Origin of the sequence: Nonlabens sp. Asnod2-A12, from assembly GCF_045063745.1 — a bacterium.
In the GTDB taxonomy this organism is placed as follows: Bacteria; Bacteroidota; Bacteroidia; order Flavobacteriales; family Flavobacteriaceae; genus Nonlabens; species Nonlabens xylanidelens.
Genome location: NZ_JBEFOB010000003.1, coordinates 180,459 through 206,019, shown reverse-complemented (window position 1 = coordinate 206,019; position 25,561 = coordinate 180,459). Strand labels below are relative to the sequence as shown.

22 protein-coding genes are annotated in these 25,561 nt (G+C 34.0%); 10 read left to right on the top strand and 12 right to left on the bottom strand.

Annotated elements, in window-relative coordinates:
- Window positions 1–137: 137 nt before the first annotated feature.
- From ACJJVJ_RS00980 to ACJJVJ_RS00970, 3 genes are all read left to right on the top strand, one after another.
- Window positions 138–1,601, top strand: a complete 1,464-nt coding sequence (locus ACJJVJ_RS00980; RefSeq protein ID WP_405368316.1) for an FAD-dependent oxidoreductase — start codon at window positions 138–140, stop codon at window positions 1,599–1,601.
- A 76-nt stretch (window positions 1,602–1,677) separates the two neighbouring features.
- Window positions 1,678–2,328 (top strand): hypothetical protein, encoded by a 651-nt coding sequence (locus ACJJVJ_RS00975; RefSeq protein WP_405368314.1) that lies wholly within the window; start codon window positions 1,678–1,680, stop codon window positions 2,326–2,328.
- A 225-nt stretch (window positions 2,329–2,553) separates the two neighbouring features.
- Window positions 2,554–3,783 carry a hypothetical protein gene (locus tag ACJJVJ_RS00970; RefSeq protein ID WP_405368312.1) on the top strand — a complete coding sequence of 410 codons (1,230 nt, stop codon included), beginning with the start codon at window positions 2,554–2,556 and terminating at the stop codon, window positions 3,781–3,783.
- Between the two features lie 48 nt (window positions 3,784–3,831).
- On the opposite strand, the gene ACJJVJ_RS00965 is transcribed toward ACJJVJ_RS00970, so the two are convergent.
- The 4 genes from ACJJVJ_RS00965 to ACJJVJ_RS00950 are packed head-to-tail and all read right to left on the bottom strand — an operon-like array spanning window position 3,832 to window position 9,341.
- A complete protein-coding gene (locus ACJJVJ_RS00965) occupies window positions 3,832–5,283 on the bottom strand; it encodes a polysaccharide biosynthesis C-terminal domain-containing protein (protein ID WP_405368310.1) in 1,452 nt (483 codons plus the stop codon).
- The gene (locus ACJJVJ_RS00960; RefSeq protein ID WP_405368309.1) at window positions 5,274–6,569 is read right to left on the bottom strand and encodes a glycosyl transferase family 1; all 1,296 of its coding nucleotides are present in this window, start codon (window positions 6,567–6,569) and stop codon (window positions 5,274–5,276) included. Before ACJJVJ_RS00960 ends, ACJJVJ_RS00965 begins: the two co-directional genes overlap by 10 nt.
- 4 nt (window positions 6,570–6,573) lie before the next feature.
- Window positions 6,574–9,042 (bottom strand): YfhO family protein, encoded by a 2,469-nt coding sequence (locus ACJJVJ_RS00955; RefSeq protein ID WP_405368307.1) that lies wholly within the window; start codon window positions 9,040–9,042, stop codon window positions 6,574–6,576.
- A 29-nt stretch (window positions 9,043–9,071) separates the two neighbouring features.
- Window positions 9,072–9,341: a DUF4834 family protein gene (locus ACJJVJ_RS00950; RefSeq protein WP_170034614.1), complete on the bottom strand. Its 270-nt coding sequence runs from the start codon at window positions 9,339–9,341 to the stop codon at window positions 9,072–9,074.
- Between the two features lie 83 nt (window positions 9,342–9,424).
- Between ACJJVJ_RS00950 and ACJJVJ_RS00945 the strand changes: the two genes are divergently transcribed.
- The 5 genes from ACJJVJ_RS00945 (at window position 9,425) to ACJJVJ_RS00925 (ending at window position 12,823) form a co-directional block, all read left to right on the top strand.
- The gene (locus ACJJVJ_RS00945) at window positions 9,425–10,405 is read left to right on the top strand and encodes a transporter (RefSeq protein ID WP_170034612.1); all 981 of its coding nucleotides are present in this window, start codon (window positions 9,425–9,427) and stop codon (window positions 10,403–10,405) included.
- A 3-nt stretch (window positions 10,406–10,408) separates the two neighbouring features.
- Entirely contained in the window at window positions 10,409–11,527 is a 1,119-nt protein-coding gene (locus ACJJVJ_RS00940; protein WP_104515983.1) for a GNAT family N-acetyltransferase, read from the top strand.
- Between the two features lie 119 nt (window positions 11,528–11,646).
- Window positions 11,647–12,030 carry an alkyl hydroperoxide reductase gene (locus ACJJVJ_RS00935; protein WP_405368304.1) on the top strand — a complete coding sequence of 128 codons (384 nt, stop codon included), beginning with the start codon at window positions 11,647–11,649 and terminating at the stop codon, window positions 12,028–12,030.
- The gene (locus ACJJVJ_RS00930; RefSeq protein WP_405368302.1) at window positions 12,015–12,395 is read left to right on the top strand and encodes a MauE/DoxX family redox-associated membrane protein; all 381 of its coding nucleotides are present in this window, start codon (window positions 12,015–12,017) and stop codon (window positions 12,393–12,395) included. The genes ACJJVJ_RS00935 and ACJJVJ_RS00930 overlap by 16 nt, the downstream gene beginning before the upstream one ends.
- The gene (locus ACJJVJ_RS00925; protein ID WP_405368300.1) at window positions 12,392–12,823 is read left to right on the top strand and encodes a hypothetical protein; all 432 of its coding nucleotides are present in this window, start codon (window positions 12,392–12,394) and stop codon (window positions 12,821–12,823) included. Before ACJJVJ_RS00930 ends, ACJJVJ_RS00925 begins: the two co-directional genes overlap by 4 nt.
- 75 nt (window positions 12,824–12,898) lie before the next feature.
- Here the strand turns inward: ACJJVJ_RS00925 and ACJJVJ_RS00920 are convergent, their stop codons facing one another.
- The 4 genes from ACJJVJ_RS00920 to ACJJVJ_RS00905 all read right to left on the bottom strand — a co-directional run bounded on the left by ACJJVJ_RS00920 (window position 12,899) and on the right by ACJJVJ_RS00905 (window position 19,788).
- Entirely contained in the window at window positions 12,899–13,822 is a 924-nt protein-coding gene (locus ACJJVJ_RS00920) for a leucine-rich repeat domain-containing protein (RefSeq protein WP_405368298.1), read from the bottom strand.
- A 75-nt stretch (window positions 13,823–13,897) separates the two neighbouring features.
- Entirely contained in the window at window positions 13,898–16,834 is a 2,937-nt protein-coding gene (locus ACJJVJ_RS00915; protein WP_405368296.1) for an alkaline phosphatase PhoX, read from the bottom strand.
- A 242-nt stretch (window positions 16,835–17,076) separates the two neighbouring features.
- Entirely contained in the window at window positions 17,077–18,888 is a 1,812-nt protein-coding gene (locus ACJJVJ_RS00910) for a cytochrome-c peroxidase (protein WP_405368295.1), read from the bottom strand.
- Window positions 18,889–19,104: 216 nt separating this feature from the next.
- Window positions 19,105–19,788: a DUF2490 domain-containing protein gene (locus ACJJVJ_RS00905; protein WP_405368293.1), complete on the bottom strand. Its 684-nt coding sequence runs from the start codon at window positions 19,786–19,788 to the stop codon at window positions 19,105–19,107.
- Window positions 19,789–20,117: 329 nt separating this feature from the next.
- Between ACJJVJ_RS00905 and ACJJVJ_RS00900 the strand changes: the two genes are divergently transcribed.
- Window positions 20,118–20,981, top strand: a complete 864-nt coding sequence (locus ACJJVJ_RS00900; RefSeq protein WP_101014111.1) for an RNA polymerase sigma factor RpoD/SigA — start codon at window positions 20,118–20,120, stop codon at window positions 20,979–20,981.
- A 102-nt stretch (window positions 20,982–21,083) separates the two neighbouring features.
- Here ACJJVJ_RS00900 and ACJJVJ_RS00895 read toward each other — a convergent pair whose 3' ends face one another.
- A complete protein-coding gene (locus ACJJVJ_RS00895; protein ID WP_405368291.1) occupies window positions 21,084–21,845 on the bottom strand; it encodes a helix-turn-helix domain-containing protein in 762 nt (253 codons plus the stop codon).
- Between the two features lie 39 nt (window positions 21,846–21,884).
- Window positions 21,885–23,033 (bottom strand): MFS transporter, encoded by a 1,149-nt coding sequence (locus ACJJVJ_RS00890; protein WP_405368289.1) that lies wholly within the window; start codon window positions 23,031–23,033, stop codon window positions 21,885–21,887.
- Window positions 23,034–23,343: 310 nt separating this feature from the next.
- Between ACJJVJ_RS00890 and ACJJVJ_RS00885 the strand changes: the two genes are divergently transcribed.
- Window positions 23,344–23,562: a hypothetical protein gene (locus ACJJVJ_RS00885; RefSeq protein ID WP_405368287.1), complete on the top strand. Its 219-nt coding sequence runs from the start codon at window positions 23,344–23,346 to the stop codon at window positions 23,560–23,562.
- Between the two features lie 19 nt (window positions 23,563–23,581).
- On the opposite strand, the gene ACJJVJ_RS00880 is transcribed toward ACJJVJ_RS00885, so the two are convergent.
- Window positions 23,582–24,649, bottom strand: a complete 1,068-nt coding sequence (locus tag ACJJVJ_RS00880; RefSeq protein ID WP_405368285.1) for a methyltransferase — start codon at window positions 24,647–24,649, stop codon at window positions 23,582–23,584.
- Window positions 24,650–24,848: 199 nt separating this feature from the next.
- Entirely contained in the window at window positions 24,849–25,514 is a 666-nt protein-coding gene (gene ung, locus ACJJVJ_RS00875) for a uracil-DNA glycosylase (RefSeq protein ID WP_405368283.1), read from the bottom strand.
- Window positions 25,515–25,561: the final 47 nt, after the last annotated feature.

Here is a 25,561-nt window from a genome sequence, read left to right as displayed (position 1 = left end):
ACTTTGACTTTATAAAATAAGTTAAATAAAAGAGTGGTATGAACTCTTTTACAACTTACAGTTGATCTAGCTGGTAGAATCTAACCCTTGATTCTATCAGCTTTTTTATCTTTACACCTCATTTATGATCATTAGAATTGAAAAACGAGCAACATAATAGCACTGCATGGACCAGCTGTCCAGACTGTTTAGGTCGTGGAAAAAAAAGCAGAAGATTGCGCAAAAAAATGCGTTTAAGTTATCTAAGAGCCGTAGAACAATTTGAAAAATCAAATAATACTGGTCCTGCACCTGAGAGACCTAAAGCACACCAATACACCTGTTTAAGTTGTGAAGGAAAAGGACTCCTTCCCGCAGACTCATTTCCTGTTGCCGCTGTAGATAACTATCCACATGTCGCTATTATAGGTGGTGGTATAGGTGGTACAGCACTTGCTGTAGCCTGCTTGCATCGTGGTATTCCTTTTACTCTGTATGAACGTGATGCTAGTTTTAATGAACGTTCACAAGGTTATGGCCTTACTTTACAACAAGCTAGTAAAGCTATAGAAGGCTTAGGTATTACTCGTTTAATAGAAGGAATTACGTCTACTAAACATATAGTACACACACCAGATGGCACTGTCATAGGAGAATGGGGAATCAGAAAATGGCTAGATAGTAAAGAAAACACCTATTCAAAACGGACTAACGTACATATCGCGCGACAGTCTTTACGTCAAGAATTACTCGATCAATTGGGCGGTGATGATAAGGTCACCTGGGGACACCAATTAATAGGTTTTAAAAGAAATAAAAATGATGCTATAGATCTTAACTTTCTAGTAAATGGAGAAGAGATAATAAAAACTGCCGACTTAGTCGTGGGAGCAGACGGTATACGTAGTACCACGCGCAAACTGTTAATAGGTGACGCTCCTACTCCATTGCGTTATCTAGATTGTATTGTTATTTTAGGTATCTGTCCACTAAGTAGTCTTAATGGTTTAGAACATGATTTGTTAGATAATGCTACTGTATTTCAAACAGCAAACGGAAAAGAACGCATATATATGATGCCATTCTCATCTGACACGATCATGTGGCAACTTAGTTTCCCAATGTCAGAAAATAATGCTAAAAAACTAAGTAAATTAGGTCCTGCAGCTCTTAAAAAGGAAGCTATATTAAGAACACAATGGCACTCACCTATCCCAGAAATAATGAATGCTACACAAGAATCACAAATTTCTGGTTATCCTGTCTATGATAGATCTTTACTCGATCCAGAAGAATTAAAAAATAATCACGACACGACACTTATAGGTGATGCAGCGCACCCTATGAGTCCTTTTAAGGGTCAGGGAGCAAACCAGGCGTTACTAGATGCATTATCACTAGCACGTGCCATATCTATAGGCTGCCGTCCACAATCTAACTGGAAAGAAACAGGATTAAGAAATGCTGTTCTTAATGATTTTGAAAAGGCTATGTTAGAACGCACAGCTAGCAAAGTAAAAGATTCTGCTCAGGCAGCTCAATTCTTACACTCTGATGTAGTTTTACACAAAGGAGATGAACCTAGAGGACGTATTCTTAAAAGAAAAGAAACGGAAGAATAGAACTAGCTATTTCTTTCTTAAAGTGTAGGTTATAACCGTGGACTAATTGTAGATTTGACTTAACTAATACTCAATTATGAAAAAGTTAATCGTTTTAATAGCCGTTATTTTTGCAATTTCTAGTTGTAAAGAAGATACAAAAGCACCTACTACTACCGGTGATTCTTCTCATATGATACCATCAAATACACGCAATGTAAAAACTAGTGTAAAATCAAGTGGTAACGTAACCGTGGTGGATAAAACTAAATCTACTCCAGCAATAGCACAAGATTTAATTGCTTTTAACGGCCTAGAAGCTTTGAAATACATAGAGCTAGAAGGTTTAAAACCAGAAATGAACCTAGAAGAATTGCAAAATGTAAATATTAAAGCAAATCAGAATATGGAACCGACTATTAAAGTATCTGGAGATGGGCAAATTCCTATTTACCAGATTACTAAAAGTGGTTTTCCTATGGTAGACATTTATTATACTGCTGACCAGGTTACCGACATTGCACTAACTCATAAAAATGCTACACCACCTAAAATGATAGGAATAGGTAATACTTATGCAGAATTATTAAGCGTTTATCCCAATGCAAAAGCTATGGGTAGCGAGGTAGAATCTAGAGTTACAGTAACTGTAGATAATGTAGTTTTTACGCTAAATGTAAATCATGGAATTAACGAAGTATATGATGCTCCATTAACATCTAAAATAAAATACCTGAGCTTTAAATAATTTATTTTAAAGCAATAAATTAAACATATTTTTTTAATGTAAACTAACTTATACAACACCTGCTTTATAAAGCAGGTGTTTTTTATTACACTGAATTTAAAGTGTTTAAATATAAAATACTACTTATTACATAGGTGGTAAAACGAGGCGTTTATACTTTTGGCACGCTGGTTGATTAGTATATAACATCGGTAGACATAATTACTGATATTAATACTATAAATTATGAAAAAGCTATTTACCCTAACACTTGTTTTTATCCTAGGATTAGGATTCTCAAGTGCCGAAAATTCAGAGGACGACACACGCTACCGTAATTACAGTAAGAACTTTATTTTTAATCAAGATGGAATCGAGTTTGCTGTTTTTCCAGACGGTCAGTTTGATTTCAATTATTTGCAAGATAGAAGTGGTGTCAATGTATTTGTGAATACAGGAAACGTTCAAGTTTCTTTTAATTCAGGATATGATTATGACCGTTATGTACAGTACGATTCTTATGGAGCTGTAATTCAAATAGAAGAAATCCCTATTTACTATGATTCTTATGGTCGCGTAAATCAAATAGGTACTGTAGATATTTACTATAACAATGGATTTATTAATCGTCTAGGTGATTTAAGAGTTTATTATAGTAGCCCAGGAGTAATTAATTACTACGACGGTTACATCAACTCTTATAATAGACGTTATGTGTATCAACCATGGCACAATTATTACCGTGTACCGGTGGTAAACAGATGTGTGATTTATAACACACCTTATAGAGCATCTTATTTCCCTATTCGTTATGCATGGTCATATCATGTAAATTACTGGAACACGCCTACCTATTATAATGGTCGTTATGGAAGAGCAAACGCACGTAGAAGTTTCTACAGACCTAATGATAGAGTGACTTATAGAAGTTTTGAAAGAGGACGTCGCAATTCTCGTGGTAGAGCTGTAGCTGTAAACAATAGAGTAAATAGAAATAGACAGTCTATCTCTACAGGTAGAAGTCAGGTAACTAGAACCACTCGTGGTAGAAATGTTGCTACTTCTACTAGAGTTGCTACACGTCGCAATACCACAAGCAACAGTAGATCTAATAGTGCAACGACTAGAACTTCTAGACCTGCAAACACTAGAGCTATTTCTAACAGAAGTACGACTAGGTCTACCACTGCTACTCCTAGAAGTAATAGAACTACTCGCAGCACAACAGCAACGACTAGTAATAGAAGCCGTACCGTTAGAGCGACTGCTCCTGCACGAACTAGTAGAGCAACTACCACTCGATCTACACCTAGTAGAAATACAGTAAGTACACGTTCTACTCGCAGTACAAATAGTAGAGCTACTTCACGAGGTACTTCTTCTAGAAACACACAAGCTAGAAGTACGAGATCTACCAGCTCTTCTAATAAAAAAACTAGTCGCAGTACAAGTTCTAGAAGCGCCCGTAGAGGATAAAATAAACTTATATAAACACAAAAATCCGATCATAATGATCGGATTTTTTTATGGTATGTATTTTTCTATAATACGATTGATTTCTGTAGAAAGATGTAATTTATAAGTAGTTATCAAATATGTGGTCCCAATTATTATAGATTTAACCGCAATATTTATATACGGATTCCATGGAAAATCCCAAAAATAAAACAACCCAATAATTATTACAATCATGAGTAAAGAACTCCACGTTTTTGCGGTCCATGGATGCATGTCTAATTTGTAGTAAACGTAGTACGCTTTCGCGAAAGCGTAACACAAATAAGCCACACAAGTAGCAATAGCAGCACCTATTAAACCAAATTCTGGAATAAGAATCCAATTCAGTCCTATCGCCACAAAGGTTAACACCAGTCCCATCCAAAGCGTCACTTTATACAAGTCACTGTTATAAAGAATCGCATTATTACTACCTAAAACATTTTCAGAAAACTTAGTTATCGCAATTAAAAAAACAACTGGAATGGCAACACGTGTTTCTGGCTGCATTAACTCATAAAACTCATTAAGATTACAAGTAATAATCACTAATAGAAATCCTGCTATAATGGTCAGGTTAAGTGAACTTCTTTTATAAAGAGTTTGCACCTGATTCATTTCATTTCTATTAAAATGTCCTGCCGTTAATGGATGTGTAATTTGCGCCATACCACGAGCTGGGACAGCTATTACCGTAGCAATAAAAACGGCTATGCCGTAAAACCCTATTTTATCGATAGCAACATATTGATTCAGCATAAATTTATCTAGATCTATTAAAGCCGTAGATATAGAACCTGCGATAATCATATAAATACAGTAATTTAAAACCTGAACTCTATTGACTATTTTACTTAATCTAAAATGAGGCATATAGGTTTTAAGCGCAATGATCTTCATTAACAACGCTCGCAACGCATATATAACAACAAGACTATAAATAAACTGATGCTGATTAATAACATCTGTAGCGAGTAATAAGAGTGTTACCGTTGCCGCAGCACGATAGAATACTTCTTTGAGAAAATTACCTGCTACAGTCTTCATATGTACTTTTACCCAAGCATAGAAGATCTCAAAATAAGCTTGAAAAATAGACACTAACGGTATGCACCACAAGTATTTACCGGTAATGATATTTTTATCAGAAATAAATGTTGCAATAGGTTCTTGTACTATATAAATAAGAACTAAAACAGGTACAATGATAAATAATGGCCACAACAGCATTTGCGTTAAAAAGGCATCGCGCTCCTGCTTTGTAGAATAGCTAGAATAATATTTTACAATGGTATTATGAATACCAAATGACATTAATGGAAAATACAAAAATGCCGAGGACAGTACATAATTCCATAATCCATAATAATCGTCAGAGAGATATACCTGTGCTAGAATTAAAACATTCAAAGCACCTAACACGAAGCCTAAGCCTGTTATAACGAGATTCCATCCTGACTGTTTAATGACTATTCCCATACGTAGTCTATGGTTTTAGCAAGGATTTTAGTTAAATAAGATCTTTTATATCGATCTATTAAATCGTTAGAGTTTCCATCATTAGTTCCCTTTTTATAGAGATCATATAGATGGATAATGTGTTTCTTAAGAGCCGTTTTTTGCTGGTAATTAAAGAATTCCCCAGAATGTGTATCTGTTATTAACAGCTCTATATCTGCCTCTTTAGGTCCTATTGCAATGATAGGTCTGCGACTCGCAAAATATTCAAATATCTTACCAGGTAAAATCGCTTTAGTCTCTTCAGAGTTTATTTCTATAAGCAACAAGGCTTGAGCTTTAAACATAAGCGCAACAGACTCTTCATGAGACACATAACCTTTATTATCTACATAAGTATCTAATTTAAAATAAGTAAGGCTCTCTAGAATTTCATCACTTATATTACCAGCCAATTGTAATTGAAAATCTGCAGCAAAATCTGTAGATTCTTTACATAATTCCTGTAATGATTCCCATAATAATTGCGGATTGCGATCTGATAATAAAGTACCTATGTGAGATAGTACAAATTTACCTTCTGGCTGTCGCATCTGTGTATTAGGTAATATATCAAATCCGTTTGTAATCAACTGTATAGGTCGTGATGTTTTACTTTTAAATTCTTTACCTGTATGCGGGCTAGTTACTATTAATAAATCTGCAGTGTTTAACACCTCTTTTTCTAAATCTACATGACGTTTTTGTGCACGTTTACCTAGTTTAAGATCTTTATGATAACCTATAGTGGTCCATGGATCACGGAAGTCTGCCAGCCATTTTACAGAAGGCACAAGAGACTTTAATTCTAAACCTATTAAATGCACAGAATGCGGCGGTCCTGTAGTAATAACAGTAGCTGTAGGATTATTTGTTAAATAAGGCTCTATATCTTTTAGAACACGGTGCTTCCATCCTACTCGTGCATCTGGAACAAATAAATTACCACGCATCCACACCATAGCACGTTCTAAAATGCCAGCGTCTTTCTTTAAAATACCGCGTTGTAGGTTTTTAGTACGCTTTCGCGAAAGCTTACCTGCCATCCTACTCGGTTCTTTGATTTTAACTTTTATGAGATGAATAGATTTTGGAACTTCTTCCATAAGAGAAGTGTCCAAGACAGGATAATCTGGATTTTCAGGAACAACAACGGTTACGTCATACCCATTTTCAGGTAGGTATTTTGCAAACTTTAACCATCGTTGCACACCTGGTCCACCTGCTGGAGGCCAGTAATAACTTATAATCAATACAGGCTTTTTCAACAACTTAAATTTTCTTTTTTAAGGCGATAAATAATCCACCTAAGATAACGAGTAATAATAGAATATTACTGATCAACATAATGGTAGATCCTGTTTTAACTACACTAGGTACAAACTTGAAAACTATCTCATGTTGTCCTGCAGGAACTGACAGTCCTCTCAATGCATAGTTAACACGTGCAATAGGTGCTTCTTTTCCATCTATAGTCGCTATCCAGCCATGAGGGTAATACATCTCTGAAAACACAGCAAGACCAGCCTGAGTGTTCGTACTAGTGTAAGTAAGCTCTTCAGTTTTATAATTTGTTAATTGTATAGATGCTGTAGAATCTTTACTTATAGTTTTAAGTCCTATTAGTTCTTTTTGATCTGCAGTAATTATGGCAAGAGAATCTGCATTTAATTCTTTAATAGATAAGATCTCTTGATTTTGATCTTTTACGACTTTAACATCTGTAACAAACCATGCATTACCTGATAAAATAGGATTTTGTTGAGCTACGGTACCATTTGCGTTTTGGCCTAGAATATACTTTGTATTAAACATACCCAGGATTTCTAGTTGCTCGCGAGTAATTCCTTCCTGACCGGCAAAATAAAAATTCATTAGATCTTGAAATCTGCGAGGCTTTGCACCATGATATCCACCCATTGCATTGTGAAAGTAAGCTGCCCTACCACTATTAACAGGATCTGCTAACTGGTCGTAAACTCTAAAATGTGATTTATCCTTAAGGACTAAATCGTCTGCCTCTGTCTTTAAGAAAGGTAAAGCATACTCTCTAGCAGACACATAATCTTCATCATTTACATATTGTGTATCAAAACTGATCAGGTCAAATAATATAACCACACCACAAATTACTAATACAACGGTTTCTTTTATTTTATCAGACAGTAATAAATATAAAGCACCACAAATAATACCTACATAAAGTAATGCTTTTAAAGCATCGCTTTGGATCATAGCAAAACGATCTGCTTTTAAAGCGTCTACATATCGAGCTCCTAATTGTGGGAAATCTAGTAAATACTCGTCATAAGGTCCTGTAAGGTTAAATAAGAAAGAACCTAACAAAGCGATAACAACTAATACACCTGCAAAGCCACCACCTGCATAAAGTAAAGCTTTGCGTTTTTTATCAATAGCAGTCTTCTCATTAAAGAATTGCCACAACCCTATAGCTGCTAGAATAGGTACGCACATTTCTATAATTACTTGAATAGATGTAACGGCTCTAAATTTATTGTAAAATGGAACGTAATCGATAAAAAACTCTGTAAGCCAACTTAAATTCTTACCATAAGAAAGTAGTAAGGTTAGAACAATAGCGGTAAGTGTCCACCATTTTAATCTTCCTTTTATTAAAAATAAAGAAAGTAAAGCAAGAAAAACAACGCTAACACCTAGATAGGCAGGAGCTTCTACAATTGCCTGGTCACCCCAGTACTTGCGCTGACTTAAAGATACCAACTGATTTAAGTATCCCATTTCTTCTTCATTTAATGAAGAGGGATCTATTTTTAATAACTGTTGACGGCTATTGCTATCTTCTTCATAAGCATCACCACTACCACCACCTGCAAAACGAGGCAGAATAAGGTTAAAACTTTCTGACAGTCCATAACTGTAATCAGTGATATAATCATAGTCCAGACCTTCTTTAACTTCCACGTTTTCGCCTTGAGCGTTAACCGTAATATTTGAAGCTCCACGAGTACTTTCTTTTGAATATTCACTTGTAGCAAGTAAATTACCAGCATTTGTTCCCAGTGCAAGAACTACAGCTGCGGTCATGATACCTATGGATTTAAAGTAATGAGGCACTACTTTTTTATTAATGGCATCTATAAAATATGCGATACCAAGAATAATTACTGCAAGAAGCAAGTAATAAGTCATTTGTGGATGGTTAGCCTGTAATTCTAGAGCCATAGCCAGTGCGGTAACTATGAAACCTAATAGGTAACGTTTTTGAAAAACTAAAATAATTCCACTTAACACTAGCGGGAAATAGGCTATTGCATGTGCTTTTGCATTATGTCCTACACCGAGAATGATGATGAGGTATGTGGAAAAACCAAAAGCAAGCGCTCCCAGTAATCCTATTTTCCAATCTACACGCATTACTAGCATAAGCACATAAAAGGACGCAAAGTATAAAAATAGATAATCTGCTGGGCGAGGTAAGAATCTTATCGTTCTATCTAGACTATCGATAAAATCATAATCATAACGCGCTCCTAACTGATAAGTAGGCATCCCGCCAAAAACAGCATCTGTCCAATAAAGCTCTTCACCAGTCTCTGCTCGATGATCGATAAGCTGCCTAGCGTTACCTTTATACTGAACTATGTCGTTTTGATACACTTTTTTACCACTTAATACAGGATGGAAATATGCAAGTGCAGCAATAATAAACACCACAAATACAGCTAGATGTGGCAATAATTTCTTAAAATCAAACTTCATGAAGACGTTAAATAAATGAATTAGGAAAATTAATCAATTTCCTCAAAGTCGATGTACTCACCTACCTTTTTCTTTTCATTTGATTTTAACGGTGTTGATTTTTGAGTAGAAGTTGATTGTTGCGTCTGAAAAGGATTCTGTCCCGTATTGAACCCAGTACGTTTTTCAAAACTCTTTTGAACTCGCTGCATCGCTTTCATTCCTAGCCATTTAAGCACCGTTTTCCCAAATGCTTTCCATAATAACCTTATGGCAACTAGAACTATTAATATGATTAATACTGTCTGTAAAAATTCCAAATGATAATCTTTTATGTAAAAATAATATGTCTAATCCATGATACTCTATAAGAAATATTAAATTTGATCTAGAATAATGATATATGAATCACACATTTAAAAGTATTGGTCTACTCATATTGCTTTTTGTTACAACTCAATTTGCAAATGCTCAATATACAGAAACAATAAACACAAATAGTCCTGGAAGATCGCAGGGAGCATTTGCCGTAGGTAAAGGTGTTGCACAAGTTGAAGGCTCTTTATATTATAGAACAGAAGAACATGATTTACAGCGTTATGACCGAGATCATATAGGAGCAAATTTTCAATTGCGCTATGGGGCTTTTCTTGAACGTCTTGAGTTTTCTTACATAGGTAATTATGCGACAGTAGATCAAACAGATTTTAATGGTTCTGTATCTTCAGAAACCTCATTTTCTAATTTTTCTAGAAGTACGTTAGGTGCTAAATACCTTGTTTTTGATCCGCTTAAATTCTTTGGTGAAAAAAAAGTGAATTTATTAAGCTGGAAAGCAAACAATAGACTGAACTGGAAAGACCTTATTCCTGCTGTATCTATTTATGCAGGAGCAAATTTAAATTTTGGTAGTACTACTAACCCATTAGTCCCGCCTAATGATCCTACTGTATCACCAAGAATAGAATTAATAACTCAAAATAACTGGGGTCGTTGGGTATTTGTAACTAATATAGTAGCAGATAGAATAAGTACCGACTTCCCTTCTTATCAGTTGTTCTTAACCATGACGCACAGTGTAAATAATAAATGGGCGATCTTTGCAGAGTATCAAGGGATCAAATCTGACTTTTATAGTGATGATCTTGCGCGTGGTGGTGTTGCTTATTTAGTAAACAAAGACTGGCAAATAGATGCTAGTGGTACGTTAAACTTTAAGGATACACCTAGTGTCTTTCAAGTAAATGTAGGAATGTCTTACCGACTTGATTTTCACAAGGACTCTCCTATCAAGCAGACTTCAAATGGTCAAGGTAGCGGTAAGAAAAATAAAAAAGGTAAAAAGAAGAATAAGCTCAATCTTGAAGAAGAAGGCGGAATATAAATTATGATTGAAGTACGTAAAATTGAGTCTAAGAAAGACATAAAAAAGTTTGTCCAATTTCCACTGGACCTTTATAAGGACAATGCCTATTTTGTCCCACCTATTATAAAAGACGAAATTGATATTTTTGATCGTGATAAAAATCAGGTTTTCAAAAATGCAGAGTGCTGGATGTTTCTAGCTTATAAAGACCATAAAATCGTAGGTCGCGTTGCAGCATTAATTAATCACATTGAAATTAATGAACAGAAAAAATCTAAAATGCGTTTTGGATGGCTGGACATGATAGACGACATAGAAGTTACTAGAGCGCTTCTTAATAAAGTGGACGAGTTAGGTAGAGAACAAAAACTAGAATTTACAGAAGGTCCTGTAGGCTTTTCTAATATGGATAAGGCTGGAATGCTTATCAAAGGTTTTGATGAGGTAAGTACCATGATTACCTGGTACAACCATTCTTATTACATGGAGCATCTAGAACAATTAGGTTATGAAAAAGCTGCCGAATGGGTGGAATTTAAATTTAAACCACCCAACCCTATTCCCGATAAGATCAACCGCTTTGCAGATATTATCGCGCGTAAATATGACCTTAAATCTTTACGTTTTAAAACAACTAAAGAGATTTTACCCTATGTAGACGCGATGTTTGATTTACTTAATAAAACATACAGTAATCTCGTAACATTTGTACCTATACAACAGTATCAAATAGAGCTCTATAAAGATAAATACTTACCCTTTATAAATCCTGATTTCATAGAATTAGTAACAGATCAGGATGATAAGCTAGTAGGATTTGCCATAACGATGCCTTCTTTTTCTAAGGCACTTCAAAAAGCAAATGGAAAATTATTCCCATTTGGTTTTTTACATTTATTAAAAGCTAAAAAGAAAAATACAGAGGCGGCATTCTATCTAATAGGTATCGATCCAGAATATCAAGGTAAAGGAGTTACAGCCATGATGTTTAGAAACATCACTCAGAACTTCATGAATTATGGTATTTCAAAATGTGAGACTAATCCAGAGTTAGAAGATAACATGGCGGTCCAAGCATCTTGGAAAAACTATAATCCTATTCTTCATAAAAGAAGAAGAACCTATCGTAAAAATTTGTAAAACCTACTTTTAATCATCCATTTATTTATAGGTAAGTTTCTTTAAATAATCTATTTCTAATAGATAGAAAATGTTTGTAATGATATCCTATCACTGCAGACTTACCACATAAAGAACAAATGAAACTTACCTTAAAACTTGCTGCCGTTTATAATCTTATTTGGGGAGCTTGGGTTGTATTATTCCCAAATCATTTCTTTGAAATAGTAGGTATGGAACCGCTTAATCATCCTATGGTGTGGCAAGGCATGGGAATGGTAATAGGTGTTTATGGACTAGGTTACTGGTGGGCTAGTTATAACCCTATGAAACACTGGCCTATAGTAGCTGTAGGATTCTTAGGTAAAATATTTGGCCCGTTAGGGTTTATATTTAATTATGCGCAAGACATTGTACCATTTGAGTTTATTTACACCTTAATAACTAACGATTTTATATGGTGGATACCATTCTTCTTAATACTTAAAAAAGTTCATACCGATTATAAATGGCAACTCAAATAATACATAAACTATCACTGTTTACATTTATAGCTGTTTATCTAATTGCAGGAATCATGCATTTTATAAAGCCAGATATATACCTAGAGGTCATTCCTGACTGGCTAGGTAATAAACTGCTTATTAACTACATAGCAGGTAGTGTAGAATTAATAGTGGCTTCCATGGCGGTGTTTTCTAAAACTAGAAAAATGGCAGGTTATTTAACTATCGCTATGCTACTAGCCTTCATTATTTCACACGTTTACTTTTTACTTAATTGCAGTTGTGCTGGAGATTTATGCATACCTTCATGGATAGGCTGGTCTAGATTACTAATCATTCACCCTATTCTAATTTATTGGGCCTATAAAATTACTAAAATATGAATGCTATAATTCTCACTAAATTACTGATAGATTTTGGTCTAATCGTACTTATCTGGATGGTACAGATCATTATTTACCCTAGTTTTTTACACTACACAAGCGAGAAACTATCTGTATGGCATCCTTTATATACTCGTAAAATCACTTCTATTGTTGCTCCTTTAATGGTTGCCCAACTAAGCTTATCTGTTTATATAATGGTCACTCAACAGACTTATTCCCTCTTTGAGATCATAGATTTATTGTTAATAGCCACCAACTGGCTGTTAACTATGCTGGTATTTATTTCTCTTCATGAAAAAATAGATCTCGACAGTACAGATCGTGATATCCAGACTAAACTTGTTAGATACAACTGGGTGCGTGTAATTCTATTCTGCTCTATATTTATATTCAACGTCATACATATATGTAAGTATTTGAACTAGTTAGAATACTTAATTTAAGCACTGGAATGTTGTTAATTCCGCTTTCGCGAAAGCGGAACAAAAACCATGATCATATTAATCTACAGTATCCATATATATCTTACAATCTGGTAATGCTTGGGTTATTCTCTCTAACTCTGAAGCACTAACCGGATTTTTTGTTATAATAAGTGTTCTTAGATGTTTAAGACCTGATAGATCTTTGGGGAAACTTGATAAATGATTATTAGATACGATTAAGGTTTCTAGTTTGTATAACTTTGAAATATTATCTGGTAGACTTTTAAGTAAATTATTCTCTAAATTAAGCTGCTTTAAAGAAGTTAACAACTCGATAGATTCTGGAAGGTTGATAAGTTTATTATTATCTAGTTTTAAAATTTCTAATGATGGTAAATTAAAGTAAGAAGGCTCTACATCATGAAATTGATTATGACTTAAATCTAGTACTTGAAGGTTTCTAAGATTATATATAGACCGCGGCAGGTAACTTAAATGATTATGCTGTAATTCTAAAACCTTTAAAGAAGTACAACTGGTTATTTCATTAGGTAAATAAGAAAGCTCATTGCTAGAAAGGTACAATCTATTTAAACTTTTAAGTTTATGAATAGCAGGATCAATCTGATTAATAGAATTCCCTGCTAGGTCTAGACTTTTTAACTGATCAAGTGAAGCTATATTATGTGGTATATATTTAAGTTTATTATTTTTTAAATTAAGTACCTCTAAATGTTTTAATTGAAACAGCCTATTATCCCAATATTCAAAATTATTCTTCATTCCATTTAAGAAAACTACGTTATTTAGTTTTTCAATAGAATCAGGTAGCTTGAAAAGGAATTGATCTCTCAGGTTTAAATGAACTTTTTCTTTTTGTTCTTGTAAAGCGTCTTGAACAGTATAATAGATGTGTTCCTTATTAGGATTAATATTTTGTGCCTTTAAAAAAGGTATAAATCCTAATGTTAAGAATGCAATTAATAATAGTGATTTCATAATGTGTAATTTGAAAGAAAAAGGACTGATCATAATAGACCAGTCCTTTTAAATAATTATATAAAATACTTGCAATTAATTTCTAACCACTTTATAGCTTCCAGAAAGGTCTCCTACATTAACCTTTACAATAAACAGCTGATTTACAGTTGTAACAGATGTAAGATCTAAGCTTAAGTGTTGAACTAAGCTATTATTTTCAAAATCACTAAAATGTGCTATTTTTCTACCTTGTAGATCATAAACTTCTACGTTTAGCTTTTCTCCTTCATGTCCTGTGATATCAATGTTTAACTGACCTTTATTAGGATTAGGGTACAATTGTATCGCTCCTAGTAAAGCATCGTCTATACTTGCTGTTCCTACATTTGCATAATCTGCTTTCAATTCTTGATCGCTACTTCCTGCTACATTTGAGGTTGTCAAACTCACGTCATAAATTCCTGGAGTAGGATAAGTAACAACTGGTGATTGATCTGTAGAGGTTGCTGGCTGTCCTCCTTCAAAAACCCAGTTCCAAGAATCTGGTGTGTTAGTACTCAAATCTGTATAAGTAATCACACCATTTGTTCCTACCATGGTTGTGTCAGATGTGAAGTCTGCAACGGGAGATTGTAGGCCTAAATTCTCTGATACGGCAAATACGATGGTAGAAGACTTATCAAAGACTACATTATTAAAAGTAGCATCTATTTGTGGAGAGTTACTACCACTAGGGTGCTGTACTGAAAAGAAACCGTATTTAAAATCTGGTGTAAATGTTAAGCCTGTCGGTTCTGAGCCTACTGGCATAGAAGCAAATAATTCAACTTGTGGGTTTGCTTGTGTATGTCCAGGACGTACTACCCAGATGTAATTATTACCTCCATCTTGTAATACCCAAAGATTTCCTTTATCGTCAAAAGTTAGATTATCGTTTCCACTACCCCAATTTTCTGTAAATACACCATTTGCCGTAGTAATATCATAAGATCTACCACCTACATATGTTTCAAAACCGCTTACAGTAGTCCCATTATCAGTAAATTTATAAGTACGCCCTTTACCTTTAGAAGTAAAAAATATTTCTCCTGTTACTGGGTTAATCTCACAATCTTCTACACCATTAAAGTTAGTAGCTCCTAATGCGGCGGCGGCATTTCTTATATCATTTCTTTCTGCTGGTGTGGTATTAGGTACTTGAACCCAACTAGCTGTAGTAGATGTAGGGTCATTTCCTACTAACGGTGCATCTAGTACTAGAGCATATACCGTACCTGAAGATAGATCTCCTGGTGTATTTGCAACAAACTTATATACCGCATCTGTCCCACCATCTTCTCCATAGTATGCAGTTACCATATCATTAGATACAACCACATTTTCATGTTTCATTCTTCCCATGGCCCATAGTTTTTCTTGACCATTTCCATAATCTTTAACCATGCGTGTAACAGGATCTATTTCTACTAACCATCCTACATCTTGATACCCATCTGCATTTACATCTCCACTATTAGTAGATTCTTCGGCAGTAATAATGGTTCCCCATGGTGTAGTCCCACCAGAACAGTTTCTTGTAGTAGTAACTAATGCATTGTTATATAAGTCAACTCTAGATGTTGCGTTTTTTACCCAAAGATTACTTGCAGCATCAAATGTTACATCTACTATAGAAACCCCACCAGGTGTTGTTTCATGATTTACAGATACAAAACCATTTGTACTACTTCCTGCAGTTGCTGGTACATAACCAGTAAAATCATTATTACCAGGCACTGTTCCTGACCCATCTGTGTACTGCTCTCCTTGTTTAAAAAGCATTTGAAAACGGTGTGCGGTAGGATAAATCATATTTGAAGTCTGTCCTGTAGGTACTATAGAAGTAAAACAGCCTATATCACCAGGTTGACAATTATAAGGAGTAACTGTAACTGAATCGTTTTCTATAAACATATCAAATGAAAGGTCAGAGCTTTGCCCGTCACGGTTATGTAATTCTACAGCTATAGTGTTGATACCGTTTTGAAAAAATGATTTAGGCACACGATGAATGTAATAAACTCCTTCATCTGCTCCACTTACAATAGTAGAAGAGTGTGTTAGGTAATCTATAACACCAGCTGGCATGTTATCTCTTATAACTTCTTGTCCATTCACATAAACAATAGCTCCATCATCTCTTAGAAGTCCAAAAACTACATCATCAGTAATAGTATTTACGTCTACATCTAACTCTTTAATAAAGTAAGATGTGATAAATTTATTATTTGCATCAGGTCCAAAGGATAAATTAGTTACCACTGGATTATTGTAACCTAATGGTGCCGCACCGTTAGACCATGAAGAAAAATCAAAACCAGCCTGATTCCACGATGTATTAGTTTGATCTGAACCATTATCTAAATAAGACCAAGTACTACCTTGAGTTAGTGGGAAAATTGCAGGTGTTACAACAGTACTAGCATCTTCTAAGGTTAAATCAAATCCCATATCAGAACTACTACCACTAGTTTGATGTACCTCTACAGCAATAACATTAATACCGTCTACTAGTAGCCCAGATACTAAAATGTTATCGTAATCATTTTCATCACTACCTGCCACGGTACCTGTAGCAAAGTCGCTGTAAGTAGCATTGGCAGCAAGATTTGCTCTATATACTTCTGTGCCGTTAAGATAAACGGCTACACCGTCATCAAATAGTATATTAAAAATTAAGTCACCAACTTGACTTGCATCAGTTACATTTAAGGTTTTTCTGAAATAATAAGTAGGATATTTATTTGAAGAATCTGTACCATAACTAAGTGTAGTAGCAGCATTACCATCTCCATATCCCAATTTTGAAGCACCAGTAGCCCATGCGGTATCATCGTATGTGGTAGAAGTCCAAGCAGTACCTAAATCTGTACCACTGTCGTTATATGACCACGTATCTCCTGTAGAGATAGGCAAATTTTGTGCCTTAATTGTATTTGTTGCGGTAAGGAATAAACCGATAACAAACAGTAAGTGTAATTTATTTTTCATTATTAGAGAGTTTTAGTTCAGACAAAACTATCTGAACTAAAACCTAAACAGATTTCATAATTATTAACCATTCATTACTACTATGTAATGCATTTATGCTTCCGCTTTAAATTAACCTTACACATGTAAAACTAAAGTTACTATGCTTAGCATAATATTCTGAAAACTAAATAATTGAACAGCTAAAAAAATATATAAAAGAAACTAGAAAGTAAGATTTATCCTAATAAAACTAAAAAAGGTTAGTATTCGGTAAGTGAATTTAAAAACGCTATTAAAGCTTCTATTTCTATATCATCAAGATCTAGAGAAGAATCACTTAACGTTTGATTAGGTACCTTCAGTCCCATACCTGCACCACCACCACGATTATAAAAGTCGATAACTTGTTCTAAGTTTTCATATGTCCCGTTATGAAAGTAAGGAGCACTTAATGCTATATTTCTTGTTGTGGTGGTCTTAAATGATCTTTGATAAATCCATGCATCTTCTCTGTAGTTACCGTTCTCTATCCTTCCCATATCCGTATCTAAAACAGGAATATCATGATTAGCAGACTTTAAAACACCTAGTATCTCGCTTTCACTTTCATTAAATAATGGCGGCACTAATCCAGAAAAAGTAGGTGTAAAATGACATGTAGCACAATTTGCTTTACCGGCAAATAGATTAAAGCCTAATTTTTCCATGTCACTGTATTCTGTTGTTTCACCTCTTACATAGGCATCAAATCTACTGTTATGTGATTGCAGTGATAATACATAGGACGCAAGAGCACTGGCCAGGTTTTCTCTCTTAAATGGTTCTTTACCAAAAATAGATTCAAACCTAGAGATGTACTTATCATTCTTTTTAAGTCTTTCTAAAATTTCAGTATAAGCGGTATTAAATTCGGCTTCGTTAAAAATAACGTGTTCTACTTGTTGTTCTAAGGTATAGGCTCTTAAGTCATAAAAATAACGGTCTGCATATACAGCGTTTAAAAGTGTAGGTGAGTTTCTTTGTACTCGTTTACCATCTATATAGCTCAATGATTTAGTCTCACCATCAGTAAAAGCTTTTTCAGATAAATGACAACTAGCACAATTTATGGTACCACTAGAACTTAGATCTTTTTCATTAAAAAGATCTTTCCCTAATTCTCTTAACTCTTCACTATCCTGTGATGCTGTAAGTTCAGTAAAAAAATATGGATCCATAAAATCTGCTGCAAAAATGGAAGTACTATTGGGATTCCACGGCGAATTATACAACTTGAGATTCCAACCATACTTCTCACCTATTAATGCAGTCTCCTTATATAAAGGTTCTATATAATTGGTAAGAAAACTAAGTCTATCAAATGAGTTGAAGTCATTCTGATTTGATAAAAATTCAATCGATTCTTTAAGTCGCGCGTCTATATCTTGAAAATCATGATGTTTAATCCCTGCCTCTTTTAAATTATTATGTATAGCATCTAGAGACTCTCTCGCTTCTCGTATACCATTTAAACTACCAGGAGTATCAAATCCTGTAACTCCCAAAGTGAATATGCGTATCAGATCTAATCGAGTAGCATTCCAATAATCTGTTATACTGAAGTTAACAGTATGTAAATCTTTATATATAATGGAATAACTCGCATTCAATTTAGTTGCAAGACTAGAGATTTCAGTACGTTTATCAAATGCCTCATTAGAAAAAGAAAGCTCGTCTAATACCTGCAACCCTTCTGGAGGGACTATGTTTGCCCTTGTGCCAGATTTATCTACTTGTAATAAAGGTGCTCCATTAAAATGTGATTTTGCATAACCTGGGAATTTATAAGCTACTATAAATTCTATACGCTTATAAGCTAGCCTGGTAGAGGTGACTGTATGTTTTAAACTATCTTTATTTACTTGCTGCAATTGGTATGCACGAGCCACCTTTTGTAATTTTTGAGTTGCGACTTTAAATTTCTCTAAATCTTGTTTTAGCTCTTTTCTAGGTATGGAATAATTATTATCTGTATCACAAGAAACAGTATTTAAAACCAATAGAAATAATAAGAGAAAAGTAAAAAAACGCATGGACTAGTATTTGAAGTCCAAACCTACGACCACACCATCATGAGTATGTTAAGGTAGTATTATATCTATTTTATGTTAATGAACTTCATTTTAATGACAATTATTATTCGACATTTCATTCGTTATGGAATGATATGAAATTAAATATTACAAGCACTAGGATGTTGTTAATTGCGCTTTCGCGAAAGCGGAACACCTATTCATAAAAATAATATATTACAAACTATGAAATACGGTAAGAACTACCTGTCCCTTACTTATTCCTGGCGTTACTTCTCGCATATAACCTGCTTGAAATTTAAGAGCTGAGTTTAATTTATAACCCAAACCAGCAAATGTCCAGTTTCTATCAAAATATTCTACAGTTCCAGTACCGGTATCTGTCTGTCCATTAATGAAAATCTCATTCCATAAGGCAATGTAAAAGGTGTTGTCAACTATGGTTTTATTATTAAGTGGAACATTAAGAAATAAAGTATAACGCAATCTTGATCTAAAATCTTGATTTTCAATGAAACGTTCTTCTATTCTCAAGCGATGTTTAAGTTCAAAACGGTTACTTACCTTACTAGAAAACCAAAGATCTTGATGTAATCTATGCTCTGTCGTAGAAGTATCGCTTATGCCAAATGGCTGTCCTGTAAAATAACCATAACCAGCTTGAAAATCTATCGCCGTGTTTTCAGGCTGATAAGAAATTGCTGCTCGAGCGATAAACTGCTGGAAATCGTTACCTACTTCATAAGTGCGGTATTGAAAATCACCAGCTATAGCCCACTTTTCATTAAATGCTTTTTTATAAATGTACTGCGACCATAAACCGGTTTCACTAACTCCTATCTGTGACTGACAGTAAAAACATGACAAAATAAAAAATAGAATGACGTATGATAATTTCATAAAAGTTTTTTGAGTTAGGACAAAATATAATTTTACTTATTAAATCACGACTATTTTAACAAATAGTATACTTTATTTTTTAAACAACATATCTCCACACCTCCTTATTACACTAGTAGTAAGATCAATTAACCCAACATTTTACTACTAGCTAGCTATAAATAGTGTAACAAAAATGTACTTGTGACGACTAATAAATTGTAGCACAAGTCACAGTATTACTAGCCTGATAAGGTGTCATAAAAAACGCTTTTGGTATGATTTTTGCTATACTATTAACATCTGACAAAAGCTGTCAGGTCATTAATTTTTTAATCTTTATTATCTAAATGAGACAACTCAAAATCACCAAACAGGTTACAAACCGTGAATCAAAATCGCTTGATAAGTACCTACAAGATATCTCTAAAATTGATCTAATCACTGCAGAGGAAGAAGTAGAACTAGCACAGCGCATTAAGAAAGGTGATCAGAGAGCTCTTGAGAAGTTGACCACTGCAAATTTACGTTTTGTGGTTTCTGTTGCAAAACAGTATCAAAATCAAGGGCTTAAGCTTCCAGATCTTATTAATGAAGGTAATGCCGGACTCGTAAAGGCTGCAAAAAGATTTGATGAGACTCGTGGTTTTAAATTCATCTCCTACGCGGTATGGTGGATTAGACAGTCCATCTTACAAGCACTAGCAGAGCAGTCACGTATCGTGCGTCTTCCATTAAATAAGATTGGATCCATTAACAAGATTAATAAGGCTTTTTCTCATCTTGAGCAATTGCATGAGCGTCCTCCATCTCCAGAAGAACTTGCAAAAGAACTGGACATGACGGTAAGTGATGTGAAACAATCTCTTAAGAATGCAGGTCGTCACGTATCGATGGATGCGCCTCTTAAAGAAGGTGAAACTTCTAACCTTTACGACGTGGTACGTAGTGGTGAGTCGCCTAACCCTGATAGAGAATTAATGCATGAATCTCTTACTCTAGAGATTACTCGTGCGTTAGAAACTCTTTCTCAAAAAGAAGCAGACGTGATTTCTCTTTACTTCGGTATCGGTAATCAACAACCTATGAGTCTGGAAGAAATCGGTGAAACTTTTGATTTAACTCGTGAGCGCGTGCGCCAGATTAAAGAAAAAGGTATCAAAAGATTACGTCAGAATTCAAGAAGTAAGATCCTTAAATCATATTTAGGATAGTCCTCTATCTTAGAATAAGTATCAAAAGCACCACTTTACAGTGGTGCTTTTTTTATGAAATATTATTTACTTCTTACCTCGAGATAACCAACTCTCCACAGCTTAATTATCGCTTTTAAATGCAGTAGGGCTATGACCTACATTCTTCTTAAAAAATCTTGAAAAACTACCTATAGACTCAAAGGAAAGCAAGTAAGAGATCTCCTTAATAGATAATTCTCCTTTGATCAACAGTCTTTTAGCCTCAGTAATGAGACGTTGTTGTATAACTTGCCTAGCTGTTAAACTCAGTTTTTCTTGAAGTATTTGATTTAATCGTTTTAGACTTATACCTAAACGCACCGCATAATAATCTGGGTTTTGTTCATTTAGATAATGTGTTTCCATTAATTCTAGAAATTGGAAAACACGCTTTTGATTTAAGTCTTGTTTTAAAAATTCATTGTTTTGATAACGTATAAAATGTAAAATCAGTACTTTGAGCAAGGTTTTAATCATAATATAAGATGCTCCATCTCTATTATATTCTTCCTTAAGTAAGTTTGTGAGATTTTTTACTTTTAAAACTTCATCTATCGCAGTAAGCTTAAATTGTGGGTATTTGTTAAAAAGGTACATGACATCTAGCGCATACTCTATATCATCTTCCTCTATTAAATCACGCTTAAAATTAATGAGAATACCAGAGTTCTCATTAAAAGCTTCACTTTTGAAAGTTTCATTTAAAGGTTTAAAATGAATATCCATCTCTTGATTTGAGATCAACTTGATATAAATCCCCATTGAGTTGTCAGATAGAATGCTAGTCCCTATATTAAAATTTTCTATGATTTGAAATTTATTCTTCTGTTGTATGCTATTCATTTGCTCTCAACCTATAAGTCAAAAATAAGCAGAAAACTTTTACAATCTATTCTTGGCGATTTTCTGAAAAAGGTTATAAAGTACCACTGCTATCATAAACGCAAGAGCTGCAGTAATTCCATAAATCGATTTATAATCATCAGAGATGAATTCAATAAACGTGGATAAAAACTGTCCTCCAAATATCGCCATCGATAGTAAACTTAAATTTTTTCCTTGATTGCTTTTATCACTTGCATCTATTATCATATTGCTTAATAATGGAATGGTAAAACCAAAACCTATACCTATCAATAATGCTGCAATAATTAAAACAGGTGTGCTTAACGCACCAGAAAGAGTTAAGTATCCCAACATGAAAAAGATAAATCCTAGAGCTACCGTCTTACCATCTCCTAAAGCGCGTACCATTTTAGGCATTTGACTAGCTGTGATTATAGCTAGAAAAGAAATAAAAGCCATTAAATAACCTGTCTCTGATTGATCAAAATTGAAAAATTTAGGTAAGTATAATGGTATCGTTACAAAACCTATAAAAAACAACATCATCGCAAGTAACGTGGCTATTAGTATGACGTTTACTTCTAGTTTATTTTGGGTTTTAGTAACTTTCTCATCCACTTCTGTTTCTGTTACTTCTTTGGACTTAGGTAAAAACTTTGTAACTAGTAAAAAACAGACTAAACCTAATAGATAGATATAAAACGGAAATTGCCAATTTATCTCACCTAGAATACCTCCTAAAGCAAGAAATACAACACCACCTAACTCTATAGACATCACTTGCCAAGAAATCATTTTAAGCCGTGTTTCTCCAGTAAACAGCTCTGCAATAAATGCAGTTACGGACACTTGTACCATTACCGTTGCACCTCCTAAAAGAAATCTATCAACTATCAACAAATAATCGTTCTTTATAAATGCTCCTATTACACCTAATACAGCATACGGTATTAATCCCATGGTCAGTAGATTGAATTTGCCTATTTTCTTTAAAATACCGCCTATAAACGGTGCAAATACTACTACTCCTAAGGATGGTAATGTAATTAACCAACTCGGTGAAAAACTAAAATCTGTGTTTTTAATAATTCCAGATAAAGATGGAGCTATAGCAGTACCTACCATAATGGTTAAGCTACTGACTAGAAGAATGGTGAAAATTCCTAATTTAGATATATTATTCATTTTACAAAATTCAAACTTTTAATTAGCAACTGTTGTTCCCTTTTTCTAAAATGTTATGCAAAAATGGAAACTATAAAATATTCCTTGAATTAAAAACAGTACTTTATATATCGCTATTGCGAAAACTTAAATCATTTAACCATCTTGATTATATTTATAATTTTAAAACCAAAAACTTGATAAGTTCGCTCTAATAGGAACCATTGAAATATATTTAAATAAGGCTGCCATAGAAATGACTCATGTCCCCTATCAGCGATCTAAACACGAAGATGTAACTTCATTTCTATAAAAAAGAAAATAAATAATTATGACATTGTTACTTACAACTATACAAGAAACCATAACAACTAACTATTCTACAGGAATATCTACAGGTACAGCCATTTTCTCTTCTATGGCAGTTGTTTGTTCTTGGACCAGAAATAGAAGCCTACTATGGGCATTTATAGCAGGCGTTTTTAGTATATTTTATGTAATCTATTGGTATTTTACTCGCACTGAAGATGAACAACGCAAGATTAAATAGCCTTTTAAAATTTGAGAATTTATTTAAGCTTCAGCTCCCAAAGCTCTACTTCTTCTAAATCTCTCCAGTGTGGATTACGTTTTGTTTTTTCTGACGCAGAGTTAACTCTCTTTTTAAAAGTTCTCTCTAGTTCAAATCTATCATTATTTGCTATTTCATTCTCTATAGGATGCTCGGTTGTAACATTAGTAATTTGAGCCAGGTTAGAAAATATAATAACCAATTTACCATCTGGTAATAGACGTTCTTTTGCGGCCTCAAAAAACGCTGGAAACATTTCTTCAGGATAATAAATAGCTTCATCTATACCATCGACATCTTTATCTGCCGGTAACCACGGCGGATTAAAAACAATAAGTTCTACAGGTATATCAAATTTACCAAAAAGCGGTGCGTAGTCTAATTCTATCTTACGTGATAGTTTAGTCTCTCCCATAAACTCCGTAAGACCTACTATAGCGTTAGGATTAACATCTGTACCATATACTTTTTGAAAACCGTGCTTTACCATTTGTAATGATAAAACTCCAGAGCCTACTCCTACATCTATAGCAGCTTTTTTAGGACCTTCATAACGTTTTAAGTAATTATCAAAAACTTCTAGATGCTCAAATCTTGTTGGAAAATAAACACCATAAAAAGGATGTATTTTGTTGCGCAATACAGGTATAGAAATTCCTTTTTTATACCACTGCCATGAACTGTTAAGTCCTTGAACTTGTGGTAAAGTAAGATGAAAATTTTGAATCTCAGGGTACAGTTTTTCTAACCAACCTATGGATGGCGCCTTTGCAACTTCTAACTTATTATCTACTATTTCTAATAAAATAAGGTTAGATAATTTACGATAGGTATCGCGATATACTTGCTGTTCTTGGTATGTTTTATTAGGTAACTTCTTTTTAAGATGCGTATGCAATTCCTTAAGTAAATGTAAACCGTTACTATAAAATGACCTTATTAAAACTACTTTGCCTTCTTCTAAGTTGTTCATGGTAGTAACTAGATTAGAATCTGCATTATAAAATGCAGGTCTTTCTGTTACATCTATAGCTTCTGGCTTGTTTAATTGAATATCTTTAATCATTATATAGTTTTGATTTTTAAAGTTTTACACCATTTAAAAAACAAAGAAACTCATATTAAAAGAGTAAAAAATTACTTTGTTATTCAGTCGTATGTATGAGGATAAAAGTAGTCTATTAAAAACTTGTATAGTGGTTTCTCCTAGCTGTAGGACAAGATCTTTATAAAAGTCTATTTACTATTAATTAGGGCACAAGATTTTACCATATAATTGGTTCCATTCCTTTTTCTTTTAAATATTCATTAGTCTTTGAAAAGTGTCTATTCCCAAACCAGTACCCACGGTTTGCACTTAACGGTGATGGATGACCGCTTTCTAGTATAAGATGCGCATTCTTATCTATGAGTTTTGCTTTTCCTTTAGCAAATCCACCCCATAATAGAAACACGACATCTTTACTTTCTTGAGATATTTTTTTTATAATAGCATCTGTAAATTTCTCCCAACCCTTTTTTTGGTGGCTTCCAGCCTTACCTTCTTCTACAGTAAGCACTGCATTTAAAAGCAACACACCTTGATCTGCCCAGCGTTCTAGATTACCAGAATCTGGATATGGCTTATCTAAATCTGTTGCTATTTCCTTAAAAATATTGATCAAACTAGGTGGGTGTTTTACCCCATCAGAAACTGAAAAGCAAAGACCATTTCCTTGTCCAGTACCATGATATGGGTCTTGACCTATGATAACCACTTTTATCTTATCAAACGGAGTACGATTAAGAGCGGCAAAAATTTTGTCCTCTGGTGGGTAGCAAGTATATCGCTTATAAGCCTCACTAACAAAGCTTTTCAATTCTTCATAATAAGGTTGACTTAAATCGTCTAGCAATACCTCTTTCCATGTGGACTCCATTTGCATTTTCATGAATTCTTTTTTTTTGTAAAGTTAGAAATACCTAATATAAATTATAC

Excerpts from the sequence above, each read along its gene's own strand:
- ACJJVJ_RS00900 (WP_101014111.1), top strand. The coding sequence starts at position 20,118 with ATGAGACAACTCAAAATCACCAAACAGGTTACAAACCGTGAATCAAAA.
- ung (WP_405368283.1), bottom strand. The coding sequence starts at position 25,514 with ATGAAAATGCAAATGGAGTCCACATGGAAAGAGGTATTGCTAGACGAT.
- ACJJVJ_RS00955 (WP_405368307.1), bottom strand. The coding sequence starts at position 9,042 with ATGAAGTTTGATTTTAAGAAATTATTGCCACATCTAGCTGTATTTGTG.
- ACJJVJ_RS00975 (WP_405368314.1), top strand. The coding sequence starts at position 1,678 with ATGAAAAAGTTAATCGTTTTAATAGCCGTTATTTTTGCAATTTCTAGT.
- ACJJVJ_RS00885 (WP_405368287.1), top strand. The coding sequence starts at position 23,344 with ATGACATTGTTACTTACAACTATACAAGAAACCATAACAACTAACTAT.
- ACJJVJ_RS00905 (WP_405368293.1), bottom strand. The coding sequence starts at position 19,788 with ATGAAATTATCATACGTCATTCTATTTTTTATTTTGTCATGTTTTTAC.
- ACJJVJ_RS00920 (WP_405368298.1), bottom strand. The coding sequence starts at position 13,822 with ATGAAATCACTATTATTAATTGCATTCTTAACATTAGGATTTATACCT.
- ACJJVJ_RS00890 (WP_405368289.1), bottom strand. The coding sequence starts at position 23,033 with ATGAATAATATATCTAAATTAGGAATTTTCACCATTCTTCTAGTCAGT.
- ACJJVJ_RS00965 (WP_405368310.1), bottom strand. The coding sequence starts at position 5,283 with ATGGGAATAGTCATTAAACAGTCAGGATGGAATCTCGTTATAACAGGC.
- ACJJVJ_RS00935 (WP_405368304.1), top strand. The coding sequence starts at position 11,647 with ATGAAACTTACCTTAAAACTTGCTGCCGTTTATAATCTTATTTGGGGA.
- ACJJVJ_RS00930 (WP_405368302.1), top strand. The coding sequence starts at position 12,015 with ATGGCAACTCAAATAATACATAAACTATCACTGTTTACATTTATAGCT.
- ACJJVJ_RS00910 (WP_405368295.1), bottom strand. The coding sequence starts at position 18,888 with ATGCGTTTTTTTACTTTTCTCTTATTATTTCTATTGGTTTTAAATACT.
- ACJJVJ_RS00940 (WP_104515983.1), top strand. The coding sequence starts at position 10,409 with ATGATTGAAGTACGTAAAATTGAGTCTAAGAAAGACATAAAAAAGTTT.
- ACJJVJ_RS00925 (WP_405368300.1), top strand. The coding sequence starts at position 12,392 with ATGAATGCTATAATTCTCACTAAATTACTGATAGATTTTGGTCTAATC.
- ACJJVJ_RS00945 (WP_170034612.1), top strand. The coding sequence starts at position 9,425 with ATGAATCACACATTTAAAAGTATTGGTCTACTCATATTGCTTTTTGTT.
- ACJJVJ_RS00915 (WP_405368296.1), bottom strand. The coding sequence starts at position 16,834 with ATGAAAAATAAATTACACTTACTGTTTGTTATCGGTTTATTCCTTACC.
- ACJJVJ_RS00970 (WP_405368312.1), top strand. The coding sequence starts at position 2,554 with ATGAAAAAGCTATTTACCCTAACACTTGTTTTTATCCTAGGATTAGGA.
- ACJJVJ_RS00895 (WP_405368291.1), bottom strand. The coding sequence starts at position 21,845 with ATGAATAGCATACAACAGAAGAATAAATTTCAAATCATAGAAAATTTT.
- ACJJVJ_RS00880 (WP_405368285.1), bottom strand. The coding sequence starts at position 24,649 with ATGATTAAAGATATTCAATTAAACAAGCCAGAAGCTATAGATGTAACA.